At 69.0% G+C, this 15,206-nt stretch carries 13 protein-coding genes; 6 read left to right on the top strand and 7 right to left on the bottom strand.

Going from position 1 to position 15,206, the window contains the following annotated elements:
* Entirely contained in the window at window positions 1-783 is a 783-nt protein-coding gene (locus tag A6M56_RS10465; RefSeq protein ID WP_045787461.1) for an adenosylcobinamide-GDP ribazoletransferase, read from the top strand.
* A complete protein-coding gene (gene cobC / locus A6M56_RS10470) occupies window positions 768-1,346 on the top strand; it encodes an alpha-ribazole phosphatase (RefSeq protein ID WP_062737820.1) in 579 nt (192 codons plus the stop codon). The genes A6M56_RS10465 and cobC overlap by 16 nt, the downstream gene beginning before the upstream one ends.
* A 27-nt stretch (window positions 1,347-1,373) precedes the next feature.
* Here the strand turns inward: cobC and A6M56_RS10475 are convergent, their stop codons facing one another.
* Genes A6M56_RS10475 through cobU form a run of 4 tightly spaced genes read right to left on the bottom strand, consistent with a single transcriptional unit; the run spans window position 1,374 to window position 4,906 of the window.
* Window positions 1,374-2,318 (bottom strand): cobalamin-binding protein, encoded by a 945-nt coding sequence (locus A6M56_RS10475; protein WP_045787459.1) that lies wholly within the window; start codon window positions 2,316-2,318, stop codon window positions 1,374-1,376.
* A gap of 22 nt (window positions 2,319-2,340) precedes the next feature.
* The gene (gene cobD / locus A6M56_RS10480; RefSeq protein ID WP_045787458.1) at window positions 2,341-3,348 is read right to left on the bottom strand and encodes a threonine-phosphate decarboxylase CobD; all 1,008 of its coding nucleotides are present in this window, start codon (window positions 3,346-3,348) and stop codon (window positions 2,341-2,343) included.
* Window positions 3,345-4,316: an adenosylcobinamide-phosphate synthase CbiB gene (cbiB, locus tag A6M56_RS10485; protein WP_254171169.1), complete on the bottom strand. Its 972-nt coding sequence runs from the start codon at window positions 4,314-4,316 to the stop codon at window positions 3,345-3,347. The genes cobD and cbiB overlap by 4 nt, the downstream gene beginning before the upstream one ends.
* A gap of 5 nt (window positions 4,317-4,321) precedes the next feature.
* A complete protein-coding gene (cobU, locus tag A6M56_RS10490) occupies window positions 4,322-4,906 on the bottom strand; it encodes a bifunctional adenosylcobinamide kinase/adenosylcobinamide-phosphate guanylyltransferase (protein WP_045787456.1) in 585 nt (194 codons plus the stop codon).
* A gap of 49 nt (window positions 4,907-4,955) precedes the next feature.
* Between cobU and A6M56_RS10495 the strand changes: the two genes are divergently transcribed.
* Both A6M56_RS10495 and A6M56_RS10500 read left to right on the top strand, forming a co-directional pair.
* Complete coding sequence (locus A6M56_RS10495; protein ID WP_102080038.1) at window positions 4,956-6,452, top strand: cobyric acid synthase; 1,497 nt, start codon at window positions 4,956-4,958, stop codon at window positions 6,450-6,452.
* Between the two features lie 76 nt (window positions 6,453-6,528).
* Window positions 6,529-7,194, top strand: coding sequence for a ParA family protein (locus A6M56_RS10500; RefSeq protein ID WP_045787922.1), 666 nt, complete (start codon window positions 6,529-6,531; stop codon window positions 7,192-7,194).
* A gap of 51 nt (window positions 7,195-7,245) precedes the next feature.
* On the opposite strand, the gene panC is transcribed toward A6M56_RS10500, so the two are convergent.
* From panC to A6M56_RS10515, 3 genes are read right to left on the bottom strand one after another with little or no spacing between them, the layout of a single operon-like run.
* Window positions 7,246-8,097 (bottom strand): pantoate--beta-alanine ligase, encoded by an 852-nt coding sequence (gene panC, locus A6M56_RS10505; RefSeq protein ID WP_045787454.1) that lies wholly within the window; start codon window positions 8,095-8,097, stop codon window positions 7,246-7,248.
* Window positions 8,098-8,120: 23 nt separating this feature from the next.
* Complete coding sequence (locus tag A6M56_RS10510; RefSeq protein ID WP_045787453.1) at window positions 8,121-9,002, bottom strand: segregation and condensation protein A; 882 nt, start codon at window positions 9,000-9,002, stop codon at window positions 8,121-8,123.
* 31 nt (window positions 9,003-9,033) lie between these two features.
* The gene (locus tag A6M56_RS10515) at window positions 9,034-9,222 is read right to left on the bottom strand and encodes a DUF3460 family protein (RefSeq protein WP_045787452.1); all 189 of its coding nucleotides are present in this window, start codon (window positions 9,220-9,222) and stop codon (window positions 9,034-9,036) included.
* 225 nt (window positions 9,223-9,447) lie between these two features.
* Here A6M56_RS10515 and A6M56_RS10520 point away from each other — a divergent pair, with 225 nt between their 5' ends.
* Entirely contained in the window at window positions 9,448-11,235 is a 1,788-nt protein-coding gene (locus A6M56_RS10520) for an autotransporter assembly complex protein TamA (protein ID WP_102080275.1), read from the top strand.
* A gap of 11 nt (window positions 11,236-11,246) precedes the next feature.
* Window positions 11,247-15,152 carry a translocation/assembly module TamB domain-containing protein gene (locus tag A6M56_RS10525; RefSeq protein ID WP_180964258.1) on the top strand — a complete coding sequence of 1,302 codons (3,906 nt, stop codon included), beginning with the start codon at window positions 11,247-11,249 and terminating at the stop codon, window positions 15,150-15,152.
* Window positions 15,153-15,206: the final 54 nt, after the last annotated feature.

A 15,206-nucleotide genomic window follows, 5' to 3' on the forward strand; every position in this document is an offset into this window, starting at 1 on the left:
ATGAACCCGTTGCGCGAACACTGGCAGGCGCTGTGGATGGCGGTCGGGTATTTCACCCGCATCCCCGTACCGGCGTGGGTCGGGCTCGGTCCCGATACCTGGCAGGCCGGGCTGAATCGCGCGGCGCGGTACTTTCCGCTGGTGGGCTGGCTGGTGGGCGCGGTGGCTGCGGCGGTGTACTGGCTGGTGTCGCGCACCGTGCCTGCGCCCGGCGTGGCAGTGGCCGTGTCGATGGCGGCCACGCTGCTGCTGACCGGCGCGTTCCACGAAGACGGCCTGGCCGATTGCGCGGATGGCTTCGGCGGCGGTTACACAGCCGAAGACCGCCTGCGCATCATGCACGACTCGCGCATCGGCGCGTTCGGGGCGATTGCGGTGTGCATGGCGCTGCTGCTCAAGTGGCAACTGCTGAGTGCGATGGCGTCGCATGGCACGGCGATCCTCGCAGCAATGGTTTGTGCCCATGCCGCCAGCCGTGCAGCCGCGGTGAGCTACCTCCTCACGCATGACTACGTGCGCACCGAAGGCAAGGCCAAGCCCGTCGCCCAACGCATGCGCTGGGCCGGAGCGCTGTGGGCCAGTGCATTCGGCATCGTGCCGCTGCTGTGGTTCGGGGCCGTGTGTGCAGCGCTCGTTGTCGTGGGGCTCATCGTTGCGCGCTGGCTGCTGGGCCGCTACTTCGTGCGCCGCATCGGCGGCATCACCGGCGATTGCCTGGGGATGGCGCAGCAACTCTTTGAACTGCTGATCCTGTGGGGGCTGCTGGCGTGGATTTCATCCTGATCCGCCATGCGCGGCCTGCCATGACGGCCGGGCTGTGCTACGGCCGCACCGACCTGCCGCTGGCCGACCCGATGGACCCGCATCCTTCGGCCATCGTCGACAAGCTCACCGCACACGCGCCGCACCGCCTGCTGGCAAGCCCGCTCCAACGTAGCCGCCTGACAGCGGAGGCGATCGCGCGCGTGGCCGAGGTGCGTGCTGTCGAAATCGATGCCCGCTTGATGGAGCTGGACTTTGGCACCTGGGAAGGCTGCCAGTGGGACGACCTGCCGCGCGCCCAGGTGGATCGGTGGGCGCATGACCTCGTGCACGGGAACCCGCATGGCGGCGAATCGGCGGCGGACCTGCTGGCGCGGGTGACCGCCTGGGCGGAAGCCACCGCGGCCGCCGAGGCATCGTGCGTGTGGGCGGTCACGCATGCCGGCTGCATGCGCGCCTTGGCTGCCCATTGGCTGCAGCGTCCGCTGGCCGAAACGCTGCAATGGCCGCTGCAATGGGGCGCCGCGTGCGGCTTTCGCGTGCAGCCCGACGGTTTGCCGGTGCTGCTGTTCTGGAACCGATGAGGCGCTACGCCCGACGCGCGGCCAACGTCAGCGTCCGATCCTGGCGTGCATCCCGAGCCGCCGCGTGCGCGCCTCTTCCAGGTCTTCGCACAACTGCGTGGCGGCCTCCACCAGGCGTGGCCCGAAGCGGTTGATGAGGTCGCCGTTGATCGTAAAGAGGTTGCCGCGCTGCACGGCCTGCAACTGGGGCCAGCGCTTCCAGCCGTCGAGCGTGTCGATGGGGCGATTGCCCTGCGTGGCGCCCATGCTGGCCGTCAGCAGCACCTCGGGGTTGGCCGCGATCACAGCCTCCGCCGAGACCGTCGGCACCAGCAGCGGCTCGCTGGCAAACACGTTGCGGCCGCCGCATAGCGCCAGCATGTCGGAGAAGATGTGCTGGCCGTTGAGCGTCATCAGCGGCTGTTCCCACACCTGGTAGAACACCGTCACGGGCGGGCGGCCGCTGTAGCGGTTGCGCAGGCCATCGACGCGCTGGCGGAACTGCTGCGCGGCGTCGTGGGCGCTGGCGCGCGTGTCGAGCAGCGTGCCGAGCGCTTCGATGGAGCGCGGGATGTCCGCCATGCGATGCGGTTCAGAAAAGAACAGCGGAATGCCAAGCGCACGGAGCCGGTCGAGCTGCTTCTGCGCATTGCCGTGGCGCCAGACGACCACCAGGTCGGGCTTGAGCGCGGCGATGCGCTCGAGGTCCAGCGACCGGTTGTCGCCCACGCGCGGAATGTCGCGGGCGGCGGGCGGGTAGTCGCTGTACGTCACGGTACCGACGATGCGCGCGCCGCCGCCCGCCGCGAACAGCAGTTCGGTGGCGTGCGGCGCAAGGCTGACGATGCGCTGCGCAGGGCGTTGCAGCGTGACGGCGGCGCCGGTGTCGTCGGTGACGGAGATTGCGGCAAGGGCGGGGGCGACCGCGGCGAGCAGGGCGGCAAGGCCGAGCGCGGCAACACCGCGGGCAAGGTGGCTGAAACGGACTGTCATCAAACGGGGCGGGGGGAGGCGGTCATGCGGAAAGCGACAGCGATGCTAACGCATCGTCCAGGCGTTGCCATCCGGGTTCATCCGCAGGCAAGCCGAAGCGCAGGCCCGCGACGGGCCCATCGAACAGGCGGGTCCAGACGCCGACCCGCGCCAGCCGTGCGTGAAGCGCCGGTGCCTCGGCCGTCGGTGCCCAGGCAAACAGCGGCGTGGCGGTGTTGCGCAGGCCGTGGCGATCCAGCAACGCATGCAGCCGCGCGCCTTCAGCTTGCAGGCGCGCGCGCGTGGCGCTCTGCCACGGCGCGTCGGCCAGCGCGGCACGCACCACGGCGCGCGCCGGGCCGTTGACGGTCCAGTGGCCCAAGGCGTCGCGCAGCGCATCCACGAGTTCCGGCGCAGCCAGCGTGAAGCCGATGCGCGCTCCGGCCAGCCCATAGAACTTGCCGATCGAACGCAGGACCACCAGGCCCGGCGCCCCCGCCAACGGCGCCATCGTCGGGCCATCGTCGAACGCCTCGATGAAGGCCTCGTCGACGATCAGCGTGCCGCCGCGCACAAGCAGGCGCGCATGCCAGTCGCGCAGCGTTTGCGCGGGCAGCAGGCGTGCGGTCGGGTTGTTCGGGTTGACGACGACGAGATGCCGCACGTTGGCCGGCAGGTCGGTGAAGAACGCGTCTTCGGGCAGCGGTACGACGGTGTGGCCGGCTCGCGCGAAGGCCGGCGCGTATTCGCTGTAGCCGGTCTGCGCAATGCCGACGCGCCCGCGCGGCAGCAACGCCGGCAGCCCGCGGATGGCCGCCTGCGAGCCGGCCACCGCCAGCACCGCACGCGTATCGCTCACGCCGTAATGCGCGGCGGCTTGCACTTCGAGCCCATCGTCTTCGGGCAGTCGCAGCCAGGCATCAGCCGGGATGGGCGGAACGGGATAGCCGCGCGGATTGATGCCGGTCGAGAGATCCAGCCAACCACCGGCCGGCTCGCCGTAGCGGGCACGGGCGGCGGCCAGGTTGCCGCCATGGACGATGCCGCTCATGACGCGCTCCACGCGATGACGGCGAGGCTGCCCAAGATGGCCAGCCACCACCACAGCGTGCGCGAGACCAGAGCCAGTGCGCGCGTGATGTCGGCCGCGGCGACGGGCGCGCCGGTGCCCAGCGGTGGGCGCGGCTCATCCACGCCTTCGTAGCGCGCGGTGCCGCCAAGCTTCACGCGCAGGCTGCCGGCGCCGGAGGCCATCACCGGGCCTGCGTTGGGGCTCGACCATTGCGGCGCCTGTGCGCGCCAGCAGCGCAGCGCATCACCGGTGTGGCCGAGCAGCGCATAGCTCGTGGCCGTGAGCCGGGCGGGCACCCAGTTGAGCACGTCGTCGATGCGTGCGGCTGCCCAGCCGAAACCGGCAAAGCGCGCATTGCGGTAGCCCCACATCGCGTCCAGCGTGTTGGCCAGCCGGTACAGCACCACGCCGGGGGCGCCTGCCACGACGAGCCAGAACAGCGGCGCAAAGATGGCGTCGCTGCCGTTCTCGAGGGCCGATTCCACGGCGGCACGAGCAATGGGCTCGCCGTCGGCATCGTGCAGGTCGCGCGAGACGATGCGCGACGCCAGTGCGCGTGCGCGGGGCAGATCGGCATCGCGCAGCGCAAGCGCGATCGGGGCGATGTGGTCATGCAGGCTGCGTGCGCCGATGGCGATGTAGAGCGCGATGGCATCGAGCGCCGTCACGCACCATGGCGAGGCGCCTCGCGCCCCGGTGACGAACCACCCCGCCACCAGCACGAACGGCAGGACGGCGATCGCCCACGCGATGAGCCCGGCGGTGCGCGACCACGCCAGCGCGGCAGGCCTGCGGTTCATGGCGCGTTCCACGGCAGTGGCGATGCGCCCGAAGCCGACCAGCGGATGCCAGCGCGGCACCTCGCCGAACAGGCGATCAAGCAGCACGCCCCCGAGCGCAGCGAACGCAACGAGTGGCCACCCGAGATCGAACACGCCGCCCAGCATGGCACTCACTTCGTCGCGCCGAGTGCCGGCCCCTTCACGACCATCGGAATGCCCGCGACCAGCAGATGCACGTTGTCGGCCAATGCGGCGAGGCGCTGGTTCAGCCGTCCAAGCTCATCCACGTAGAAGCGCGTGACGGCGCCCATCGGTACCACGCCCAGTCCGATCTCGTTGCTCACCAGGATGATGTCGCCGGGCACCAGCGGCAGCGCGGTGAGCAGCGCGTCGATCTCGTGCGTCCAGGCCTCGGGCGGGGTGATGACGCCGGTGTCGGGGTAGGCGTGCGGCGCGGCCGGGTCGCCGAACAGCAGGTTGTTGAGCCACAGCGTCACGCAATCGACCAGGACGCAACCGCCGTGCTGGGCGTGTGTGTAGAGCGCTTCCGCCAGGTGCACGGGCTCTTCCACGAGTCCCCACGCGGCGGGGCGGCGCGCGCGGTGCAGGGCCACGCGCAACTGCATCTCGTCGTCGCCCTCCCGCGCGGTGGCGAGGTACGTGACGGGACCCGTACATTGCAGCGCGAGCTGTTCGGCGTGGTGGCTCTTGCCCGAGCGGGCGCCACCGAGGACGAGCGTAAGACGGCGTGACATCCGTGCATTCTAGCGAGGGCGCGGCGAGGGCGGGTGCGATAATCCGCGCATGTCGAAAGCACCTTTCCTTGTGCCGCCGCGGGGCACGCTGATGATCCAGGGCACCACGTCGGACGCCGGCAAGAGCACGCTCGTCGCGGGGCTGTGCCGCGTGGCGCGCCGTGCGGGTGTGCGCGTGGCGCCGTTCAAGCCGCAGAACATGGCGCTGAACAGTGCCGTCACCGCAGACGGCGGGGAGATCGGTCGTGCACAGGCGCTGCAGGCGCAGGCCGCCGGCGTCGCCCCCACGGTCGACATGAACCCCGTGCTGCTCAAGCCCAATAGCGACACCGGCGCGCAGATCATCATCCACGGCCAGCCGCGCTGCGATCTCGACGCCCGCGCGTATCACGCCTACAAGCCCACCGCCATGGCGGCCGTGCTCGAATCGCACGCACGGCTGCGCGCGCAATACGAGCTCGTGCTCGCGGAAGGCGCCGGCAGCCCCGCCGAGATCAACCTGCGGGACCGCGACATCGCCAACATGGGCTTTGCGCAAGCCGTCGACTGCCCCGTCGTGCTGGTCGCCGATATCGACCGCGGCGGCGTGTTCGCGCACCTGCTCGGCACGCTCGCGTGTCTGTCCGACAGCGAACGCGCGCGCGTGGCCGGTTTCGTCATCAACCGGTTTCGCGGCGATGTTTCGCTGCTCACGCCCGGCCTGGACTGGCTGACCGCGCAGACCGGCAAGCCGGTGTTTGGCGTACTGCCGTATCTGCACGGTCTGCACCTCGATGCCGAGGACGCCGTGCAGACCGCGCAGCATGCGGCAGCGGCCGACGCATTGCGCGTGGTGATCCCCGTGCTGCCGCGCGTGTCGAATCACACCGACTTCGATGCGCTGCGCGCGCATCCGCAGGTGGACGTGCGCCTCGTCGGCCCCGGGCAGCCGATTCCGCCGGCCGATCTCATCATCCTGCCCGGCAGCAAGAGCGTGCAGGCCGATCTGGCGTGGCTGCGCGCCAACGGCTGGGAGCCGGCCATCGCGAGACACCTGCGCTACGGCGGCAAGCTGATCGGCATCTGCGGCGGCATGCAGATGCTGGGCCGGCGCCTGCATGACCCCCAAGGCCTCGAAGGCGCGCCCGGCAGCAGCGATGGCCTCGGTTATCTCGACTTCGAAACCACGCTCGAAGCCGCCAAGCAGTTGCGCCACGTGCGCGGCACATTGGCCGAGGGCGGGGCGGGCGTCACCGGCTATGAAATCCACATGGGCGTGACCGACGGCCCGGCACTCGCGCGGCCCGCCGTGTGCCTCGACGACGGCAGACTGGACGGGGCGGTCTCGGCCGATGGGCAGATTCTGGCCACGTACCTGCACGGGCTGTTTGATGCGCCCGAGGCGTGTCGCGCGCTCCTGGCCTGGGCGGGCGTGCGTGATGCGCAGGCACAGGACTACGCCGCCCTGCGGGAGGGCTCGATCGAGCGGCTGGCGGGCGTCTGCGAGGCACATCTCGACCTCGCCGCGCTGTTTGGGACCTTTCCGCCGCCGTCACATACCCGCTGAGCCATAATCCGCAGAGATGCAGATTTTCCGGGTGATCGACCCGGCACACGAGTTCGACGAGCACAAGGAGGCAGGCATGCCGGTGGCCGTTGTAGCGAATCCGAAGGGCGGGGTGGGCAAGACCACGTTGGCGACCAACCTGGCCGGCTATTTTGCGGCCCAGGGCCACGCCGTGATGCTGGGCGACACCGACCGCCAGCAGTCTTCCCGCGAATGGCTGGCATTGCGCCCAGAGACCGCCCGGCCCATCCGCACGTGGGAAATCAATGCCGACCACATCGCCAAGCCACCCAAAGGTACGACGCACGTCGTGCTGGACACGCCGGCTGGCCTGCATGGCTGGCGCCTGGGCGACCTGGTCAAGATGTCAGGCTACGTGATCGTGCCGCTGCAGCCTTCGATGTTCGACATCCTGGCCACGCAGTCCTTCCTGCGCAGGCTGGCCGACGAAAAGCCGATCCGCCACGGCGAGGTCAAGCTGGGCGTGGTCGGCATGCGGGTGGACATGCGCACGCGTGCCGCCGAGCAACTCCAGCGCTTCGTGCAGGGCCTGGACGTGCCCATCCTGGGCTACCTGCGCGATACCCAGAACTATGTGCAACTCGCCGCGCACGGGCTCACGCTGTGGGACGTGGCGCCGTCGCGCGTGGCGAAAGATGTGGAGCAGTGGAGCGGTATCCTGGCCTGGCTCGGCGCGCGGCCCGTAGAGGCGTCGCCCGCCAACGCGTCGGTGGCAGCATGAAAAAAGCCCGGCAACTTGCAACTGCCGGGCTTTTTCGTGGACCGCCTTCGCTCAGATCTCGAGATTGTCGATCAGGCGGGTCTTGCCGAGCTTGGCGGCGGTCAGCACCACCAGCGGCTCGCCGGCGGCGATGTTCTCGGGCGTCGGCACCTGCAGGTCGGAGCGGCGGCGCACGGCCACGTAATCGGGCTGCCAGCCGCGGCCGCGCAGGTACTCCATCGCCTTGTTGGTCACCTCTTCGTGCGACGCCTGGCCCTGCAGCACGGTCTCCAGGACGTCCTGGCGCACCCGGTGCAGCATGCGGTACAGCTCGGGCGCCTCGGCGCGCTCTTCGTTGGTCAGATAGGCGTTGCGCGACGACAGCGCGAGGCCGTCGTCCGCGCGCACCGTTTCCGCCGGGATGATGTCCACCGGCAGCGCAAACTGGTTGGCCATGCGGCGCACGATCATCAACTGCTGGTAATCCTTCTTGCCGAACACCGCCACGCGCGGCTGCACGCACGAAAACAGCTTCATCACCACCGTGCACACGCCCTTGAAGAAGCCGGGGCGGAACTCGCCTTCGAGGATGTCGCCCAGATCATGCGGCGGCTCGACGCGGTATTCCTGCGGCTCGGGGTACATGTCGCGCTCGGTGGGCGCGAACAGGACGTATACGCCTTCCTTCTGCAGCTTTTCGATGTCGTCCTGCAGCGTGCGCGGGTATTTGTCGAAGTCTTCGTTCGGGCCGAACTGGAGGCGGTTCACGAAGATGGACGCCACGACGGGGTCGCCGTGCTGGCGCGCCAGTCGCATCAGGCTCAGATGGCCCTCATGCAGGTTGCCCATGGTCGGCACGAAGGCGACGCGGTTCTGGCCGCGCAGCTGGTCGCGCAGTTCCTGGATGGACGAGATGACTTTCATGCGGTCTGGTTATGGGCCGACGTTCAGGTCGGCGAGTAGGCGAGGCGCACGTAAATGGGTGCGTAGGGTTCAGCCTGGGTGATTTCCACCAGGGATTCGCGGGAGAGCTCCAGCATGGCGACAAAGTTGACCACCACGATGGGCGCGCCCTTGCCGGACTGGATCGCTTCTTCAAACAGCTCGGTGAATTCCATGAACCGGGCGTGCTGCAGGCGGCGCAGGATCTGGCTCATGTGCTCGCGCACGGACAGCTCTTCGCGCGAGATCTTGTGGTGCTGCGTGAGCTTCGCGCGGCGCAGCACGTCGGCCCACGCAGCGCGCAGGTCGTCGGTATTGACGTCGGGATAGCGCGGCGCGAGGCTCTGTTCGATGTAGACCTGCGCGCGCAGGAAGTCGCGTCCCAGCTGCGGCAGGGCATCGAGCTTCTGCGCGGCCAGCTTCATCTGCTCGTATTCGAGCAGACGGCGCACAAGCTCCGCGCGCGGGTCTTCGGGCTCGGTGCCTTCGTCGGTCTTCTTGACCGGCAGCAGCATGCGCGACTTGATCTCGATCAGCATGGCCGCCATCAGCAGGTACTCGGCGGCCAGCTCGAGGTTGGTTGCGCGGATCTGCTCGATGTACGCCAGGTACTGCCGCGTGACCTGCGCCAGCGGAATGTCGAGCACGTTGAAGTTCTGGCGCCGGATCAGGTACAGCAGCAGGTCCAGCGGGCCTTCGAATGCTTCAAGGAAGACCTCGAGCGCATCCGGCGGGATGTAGAGATCCTGCGGGAGCTTGAACAGCGGCTCGCCGTACAGCCGTGCGAAGGCAAGGCCGTCGACCTGCGCGGGCGTGGAGTCCTGCTCGGGCGCTACGGTGGGCAGCTCGACGGGCAGCGGCAGCTTGTCCTGCGCAGAAGTGGTCATGCGGCGATCCGCTCGAGGGCCGGCGGCGGGATCAGTCCAGCGAGTAGACGTACGGCTTTTGCGGCACGCGGGCGGCCTTGGCGCGCGCACGTTCTTCCAGATCGATCGGGTCTTTGTCCCACAGCAGGGCGCGGCCCTGGCGCTGCTGCGCTTCAAGCTCGGGCTTCTGGGTCTTGAGTTCTTCCAGGAACTGGGTGATCTCGGACTTGTACAGGGACATGGCGGTAAGTGATGTTGGATGACCTTGCCCGCCCACGGCATGCCAGGGCGGATAACCGCGCATTTTACCGTATTGGCCGGCGGGCACGCCGTCTGCGGAGGGGGTCTGGATTTGTCCGCAAGGACGTTTTCGTCGCATTGACCAGGGCACCGGCCACGCCCGGTATGGTCAAATACGGCTTTCCTCGATCCGGCCGGCCCGTGGGGCGGCGCCATGTTTGCCACGATGAAGGGTTCCAACCGACCATCGCGACCATCACGACCGCCACGTTTTCGCTTTCTGGATGCGCGAGCCGCTGCGTTCGCGGCGGGCTGCGTCCTGGGTCTGGCCGGTATGCCGGTTCACGCAGAGTACGACGTCAAGATCGACGCCCCGAAGAGCATCCGTGAGTTGCTCGAGCGGCATCTGGACCTGTCGCGCTACAAGGGCCGCAAGGACATCACCGAAGACCAGCTCCAGTACATGGTCGAAACCATTGGCGACCAGGTCACCAAGCTGACGGCCACCGAGGGCTATTTCGTGCCGAAGGCCACCGCACAGATCGAAGGGCAGCCGGAGCACCGCGTCGTGCAGGTGAAGGTCGACCCTGGCCCGCGCACCACGGTCGACAGCGTGTCGCTCGACTTTACCGGGGCCATCACGCAGGAACCCAAGCGCATCGATGAGCTGAAGAAGGCCTGGGGCCTGCAGCCGGGCGTGGCTTTCCGCCAGACGGGGTGGGACAAGGCCAAGGACGACAGCCTCGCCGCGCTGCAGAGCAAACGTTACTACGCGGCCAGGCAGACGGCGTCCGAGGCGCGCATCGACCCGGATGAAAGCAAGGCGGACCTGTCCGTCGCGTACGACAGCGGGCCGGCCTACACGCTCGGGCCGCTCGACGTACAGGGCCTGTCGCGCTATCCGCGCAGCATCATCGATCGCGTGAACCCGTTGCGCGTGGGCGAGGATTACTCGGCAGACCGCCTGCAGTCCTTGCAGGCGGCCATCCAGGGCCAGCCATACTTCGCGAACGCCATCGTGGACCTGGGCGACGATCCGAAGAACCCCGTGAACGCCCCGGTGCGTGTGCGGGTGCGGGAGTACCCGCCCAACCGCCTGACCAGCGGCGTCGGCTACGGCACCGACACGGGCGCCTCGGTGGAAGGCCGGTATCAGTATCTGAACCTGTTCAACAAGGCGTGGGTGGCCGACACCCAGGCGCGCATCGAGCAACGCCGGCAGTACCTGTTCGGCAGCGTGACCCTGCCGCCGGACGAGAGGCAGTACGTCAACAGCGTCTACGCCAGCATGGACCGCACGGACACCTCCGGCACCGATACGCGCAGCTATCGCTCGGGCTTCAAGCAGACACGCGTGCGCGGCATCTACGAGACGTCGTTCACCGTCGATTTCTACTACGACGACCTGCGCCCCGACGGCGCCGAGCGCCAGTTGAGCAAGGCCCTGGTGCCCGGTTTCTCGTGGACGCGCCGCGACGTGGACGACCCGCTGTTCCCGCGGCGCGGCAACATCATCACCACGCAGATCGGCGCGGCGGTCAAGGGCGTGCTGACGGACCAGTCGTTCGTGCGTTCGTACAGCCGCATCCGGCAGTTCGTGCCGGTGGGGCAGCGCGACATCCTGGTCGCGCGGGCCGAGCTGGGGGCCGTCATCACCAGCGGTCCTGGCGACGGCGTGCCGGCCACGCTGCGCTTTCGCACGGGCGGCACGCAGTCGGTGCGCGGCTACGATTTCCAGAGCATTGGCAACAACGTCAACGGCAGCACGCTGCCCGCCAAGTTCCTCGTGACGGGCGGGCTGGAGTACCAGCGCTGGTTTCTGCCGGAATGGGGCGCCGCGGTGTTCTGGGATACCGGTACCGCCACCGACAACTGGCCGGAGCGCCGCTGGTACAACGGCGTCGGCGTCGGCGTGCGCTGGAAGAGCCCCGTCGGCCCGATCCAGCTGGATCTGGGCTACGGAATCCAGGAGAAACAGTTCCGGCCGAGCGTGTCGCTGGGCATCGCGTTCTGAGCATGAGCATGGTGGAATCGCAGACGCCCGAATCGACCCAGCCCGAAGTGCCGCCGCCCAGGCGTAACCGCCGCCGCCTGTGGCGCTGGCTGGGTGGGTTTGTCGCCTTCGTGCTCCTCATCGTGCTGGCGCTGGCCGGCTGGCTGGTCTGGGCGGTGCATTCGCAGACGGGGACGGCGCAGCTGTGGTCGCTCGTCACGCGCTTCGGTCACGCCTATGTGTCGGGCAGGCTCGTCGGTGGCACGGCGCGCGAGGGCCTGTCGCTGCGCGACGTGCACGTGCGCGCGGGCAGCACGGAGGTGCGCATCGACCACGTCGAAGGCAAGTGGGCCATCACGCGCGGCCCCTGGCATGCACACTTTGGTTACCTCACCGCCGGCAATGTCGAGGTGATCCTGCACCCGACGCCGCCATCGCCGCCGAGTGGGCCGCCCGACTCGCTGGTGGTGCCGCTGGCGCTGGACGTGGACCGGCTCGCCGTGGACCGCCTGGCCATCCGCCAGGGGACGTCCACCACCGAGCTGAAGTCGATCGCCGGCAGCCTGCATTCCGACGGCACGCATCACAACGTGCTGCTTGACGGCATGCAGACACCTGCCGGCAAGCTGGCCGCGACGCTTCGCGTGACGGGCACTCGGCCGTATCCGTTGACGGGTGCGGCGACGCTTGCGACGCAGTTCGAGGCTGGCGGGCAGAAGCAGGATGCATCGGTGTCGGCGCAGTTGGCGGGGTCGTTGGAAGCGCTGCACATCGATGCGACGGGCAGCGGCGCCAAGATGACCGCACAGGCACAGATCGACGCCACGCCGTTTGCCGCGCTGCCGTTGTCGCGCGCCGTCGTGTCGGCCGACCACGTGAACCCGCGTGCGTTTGCGCCCGGCGCGCCGCAGGCCTCGCTGTCCGTGCATGCCGACCTGCGCCCCGACGAGAAATCGCCGGTGCTGACCGTGGCGGGCCCGATCCAGATCGACAATGCCCAGGCCGGCACGCTCGACAAGCAGAAGCTTCCGCTGCAATCGCTGCGCGCGCAGGTGCGCCTGAACGAAGACGCGCAGCAACTCACCGGCCTCGACGTACGGCTGTTGGGCGGCGCGCAGCTCACCGGGGGCGCCGACGTGAAGAAGGGCCACGGCGCGCTGCGGGTGGAAGTGCGCCAGCTCGATCTGCAGGCGCTGCACACGTCGCTGGAGAAGACCCGGCTCGCGGGCCCCATCACCGTCGATTTCGCGGGCGGCACGCAGCACGTGGCGCTGGATCTGGCGGGCGGCGACATGCGTGCGCAAGCGAAGGCCGTGCTGGACGCCGCGCAAGTGGCCGTGGAGAACGCGCAGGTCTCGCTTGGCCGCTCGCGGCTGACGCTGGCGGGCACGCTCAGGCACGACGACGCGCAGTCGTTCGCTTTCAAGGGCAAGTTGGCGGAGTTTGATCCGGCGCGGCTCGCCAAGGTGGCCAAGGGCCGCATCAACGCCGACCTCGACGCACACGGCACGCTGGCCGAGCCCATTGACGCGGCCATCAAGTTTGCCGTGCGCGACAGCGACTACGCCGGGCTGCCGATGACGGGCGACGGCAACCTCCACGTGCGCATAGCGGGCGAGTCGATGCGCCTGCTGCCGAGCGACGCAAGGCTCGACGTGGCCGGCAACAAGGCGAGCCTGCACGGCAGCTTCGGCGCCGCGGGGGACCGCCTGCGCGTGGATGTCGATGCACCGCAGCTGGCGCGGCTGCAGTTCGGCGTCAGTGGTTCGCTCGCCCTGTCCGCCGATGTGTCGGGCACCTTGAAGCGGCCGCAGGCGGATGCCACGTTCCGCGCGAGCCAGCTCGCCTATCAGGGCAACCGGATCGACGCTGCCAGAGGCCGCGCCCAGATCCGCGACGGCATCGACGGCCCGCTGCTGTTTGAGCTCGCCGCACAGCGCGTCACGGGGCCGAGCATTTCGTTGCGCGAGGTGCGCGCCACGCTGGACGGCACGCGCCGTGCGCACCGTTTCCACGCCGATGCCGATGGCAACGTGCGCAACCAGCCGTTCAAGTTCGCGCTCGCCGGCGACGGCGCACTGACGCCCGGCAAGGACGGCGACGGCTGGGACGGCACGATCTCCACGCTGTCGGCGCAGGGCGCGCCCAACCTCCAGTTGACTGCCCCGGTGCGCGTTTCCGTCGGGCCCGGCCGCCTGCTGGTCGGGCGCGCCGATCTGACACTGGAGCAGACGCCCATCCGAATCGATCGCGTCGAATCCGTCCAGGGCCACGTGCGCAGCGCCGGCCGCTTCGATGGACTACACGTGGCACGGGTGCTCGAGCTCGCGCGCACGTGGACGGGCCAGACGCCGCCCGTGCGCAGCGATCTCGTCATCGACGGACAGTGGGACGTCGACCTCGGCGCCACTGCGATCGGTACGGCGCACATCGCCCGGCGCAGCGGCGATCTGTCGATCAACGCCGGACGCGGCTTCACGCCGCTGGGCTTGACCGAGGCCACCATCGACGCGCGCGGCGAGGGCATGCGGCTCGCCGTGCGCGGCAACGTGCAGTCCACGCGTGTCGGCAACCTCTATCTCGATGCCGGCGTGGGGCTCATGCGCGACGGAGGGCCGGGCGCGCTGGCATTGATGGCGCCCACGTCGCCGCTGTCCGGCGGCTTGACGATCAGCCTGCCGCATCTGAAGGGCATCGGCGATCTGCTTGGGCCCGACGTGGCCACCGACGGCCAGCTCGCGGCCAGCCTGACCTTTGCCGGCACGGTCGGCGCGCCCAAAGTCAGCGGCTTCCTGACCGGGCAGGACGTCGAGGTGGCCTTGTATGACCAGGGCATCCGGCTGACGGGCGGCGTGCTGCGCGTGGCGCTCGACCAGAACGTGGTCGACCTGCAGGACGTGGTCTTCCACGGCGGCGAAGGCACGGTGCGCGCGCAGGGCCGCGTGCAGCTGGGCGAGGCCAACCCGAACCTCGCGGGGTCCATCGTGGCCGACAGGCTGCAGCTGTTTGCCGATCCAGATCGCACGCTGGTGCTGTCGGGCCAGGCGCGGATCACCAACGACAATGACCGCGTGGCCATTACCGGCAAGTTCAAGGTCGACCGCGGCCTGTTCGACCTGCCCAAGGACGGCGCACCGAGCCTCGGCGATGACGTGGTGATCGTCCGGCGCGCCGATGCCGCCCGCAACCAGGCCGAACGCGGCGTGAAGCGCGAGGAGAAGCCAGCCGGCCGCTTCAGCCCCGTGGTCGATGTTGACGTCGACTTTGGCGACAACTTCCGCTTCAAGGGCGCCGGCGCAGACCTGTCGCTCGGCGGACAGATGCACGTGCACAGCGAGCCGCTGGTGCCGCTGCGCGGGACGGGCACGATCTTCGTCCGACAGGGCAGCACGTACGAGGCGTTCGGCCGCAAGCTCGCGATCGAGCAGGGTGTGCTGAACTTCATCGGGCCGATCAACAACCCGTCGTTCAACATCATCGCGATGCGGCGCAACCAGGAGGTCGAGGCCGGCGTGCAGGTGACGGGCACCGTGCGCCAGCCGCGCGTGAAGCTCGTCTCCGAGCCCAACGTCCCGGACGAAGACAAACTGTCATGGCTGATGTTCGGCTATAGCGCGTCCAACGCGGGCCTGGGCCAGCAGCAGGCCATGTCCGGCGCGGCGCTCGGCCTGCTGGGCAACGTGGCCGGCAAGAACGTGGCGCGGCGCTTCGGGCTCGACGAATTCTCGATCGGGCCATCCACGTCGGGCCTGACCGACCCGCAGGTGGTGAGCTTGGGCAAGGCAATTTCGGAGCGCATCACCGTGGGCTATGAGCAGAGCCTGTCGACAGCGGACTCCATCGTCAAACTGACGTGGCAATTCTCGCGACGGTGGTCGGTCGTGGCGCGCGGCGGCACGATCAACGGTGCGTCGGTCCTGTTCAACAAGCGTTGGTAATCGGATAGCCCGGCTGCCAGAATGGCGACGGGTACAGGTTTCGAACGAGGAGTT

It is taken from the genome of Ralstonia sp. RL, assembly GCF_001683835.1.
In the GTDB taxonomy this organism is placed as follows: Bacteria; Pseudomonadota; Gammaproteobacteria; order Burkholderiales; family Burkholderiaceae; genus Ralstonia; species Ralstonia mannitolilytica.

Bases quoted from the DNA above. Each gene is read 5' to 3' on its own strand.
- A6M56_RS10520 (WP_102080275.1), top strand. From the start codon at position 9,448: ATGAAGGGTTCCAACCGACCATCGCGACCATCACGACCGCCACGTTTT.
- A6M56_RS10515 (WP_045787452.1), bottom strand. From the start codon at position 9,222: ATGTCCCTGTACAAGTCCGAGATCACCCAGTTCCTGGAAGAACTCAAG.
- cobU (WP_045787456.1), bottom strand. From the start codon at position 4,906: ATGTCACGCCGTCTTACGCTCGTCCTCGGTGGCGCCCGCTCGGGCAAG.
- A6M56_RS10465 (WP_045787461.1), top strand. From the start codon at position 1: ATGAACCCGTTGCGCGAACACTGGCAGGCGCTGTGGATGGCGGTCGGG.
- A6M56_RS10510 (WP_045787453.1), bottom strand. From the start codon at position 9,002: ATGACCACTTCTGCGCAGGACAAGCTGCCGCTGCCCGTCGAGCTGCCC.
- A6M56_RS10495 (WP_102080038.1), top strand. From the start codon at position 4,956: ATGTCGAAAGCACCTTTCCTTGTGCCGCCGCGGGGCACGCTGATGATC.
- cbiB (WP_254171169.1), bottom strand. From the start codon at position 4,316: ATGCTGGGCGGCGTGTTCGATCTCGGGTGGCCACTCGTTGCGTTCGCT.
- A6M56_RS10500 (WP_045787922.1), top strand. From the start codon at position 6,529: ATGCCGGTGGCCGTTGTAGCGAATCCGAAGGGCGGGGTGGGCAAGACC.
- A6M56_RS10475 (WP_045787459.1), bottom strand. From the start codon at position 2,318: ATGACAGTCCGTTTCAGCCACCTTGCCCGCGGTGTTGCCGCGCTCGGC.
- cobD (WP_045787458.1), bottom strand. From the start codon at position 3,348: ATGAGCGGCATCGTCCATGGCGGCAACCTGGCCGCCGCCCGTGCCCGC.
- panC (WP_045787454.1), bottom strand. From the start codon at position 8,097: ATGAAAGTCATCTCGTCCATCCAGGAACTGCGCGACCAGCTGCGCGGC.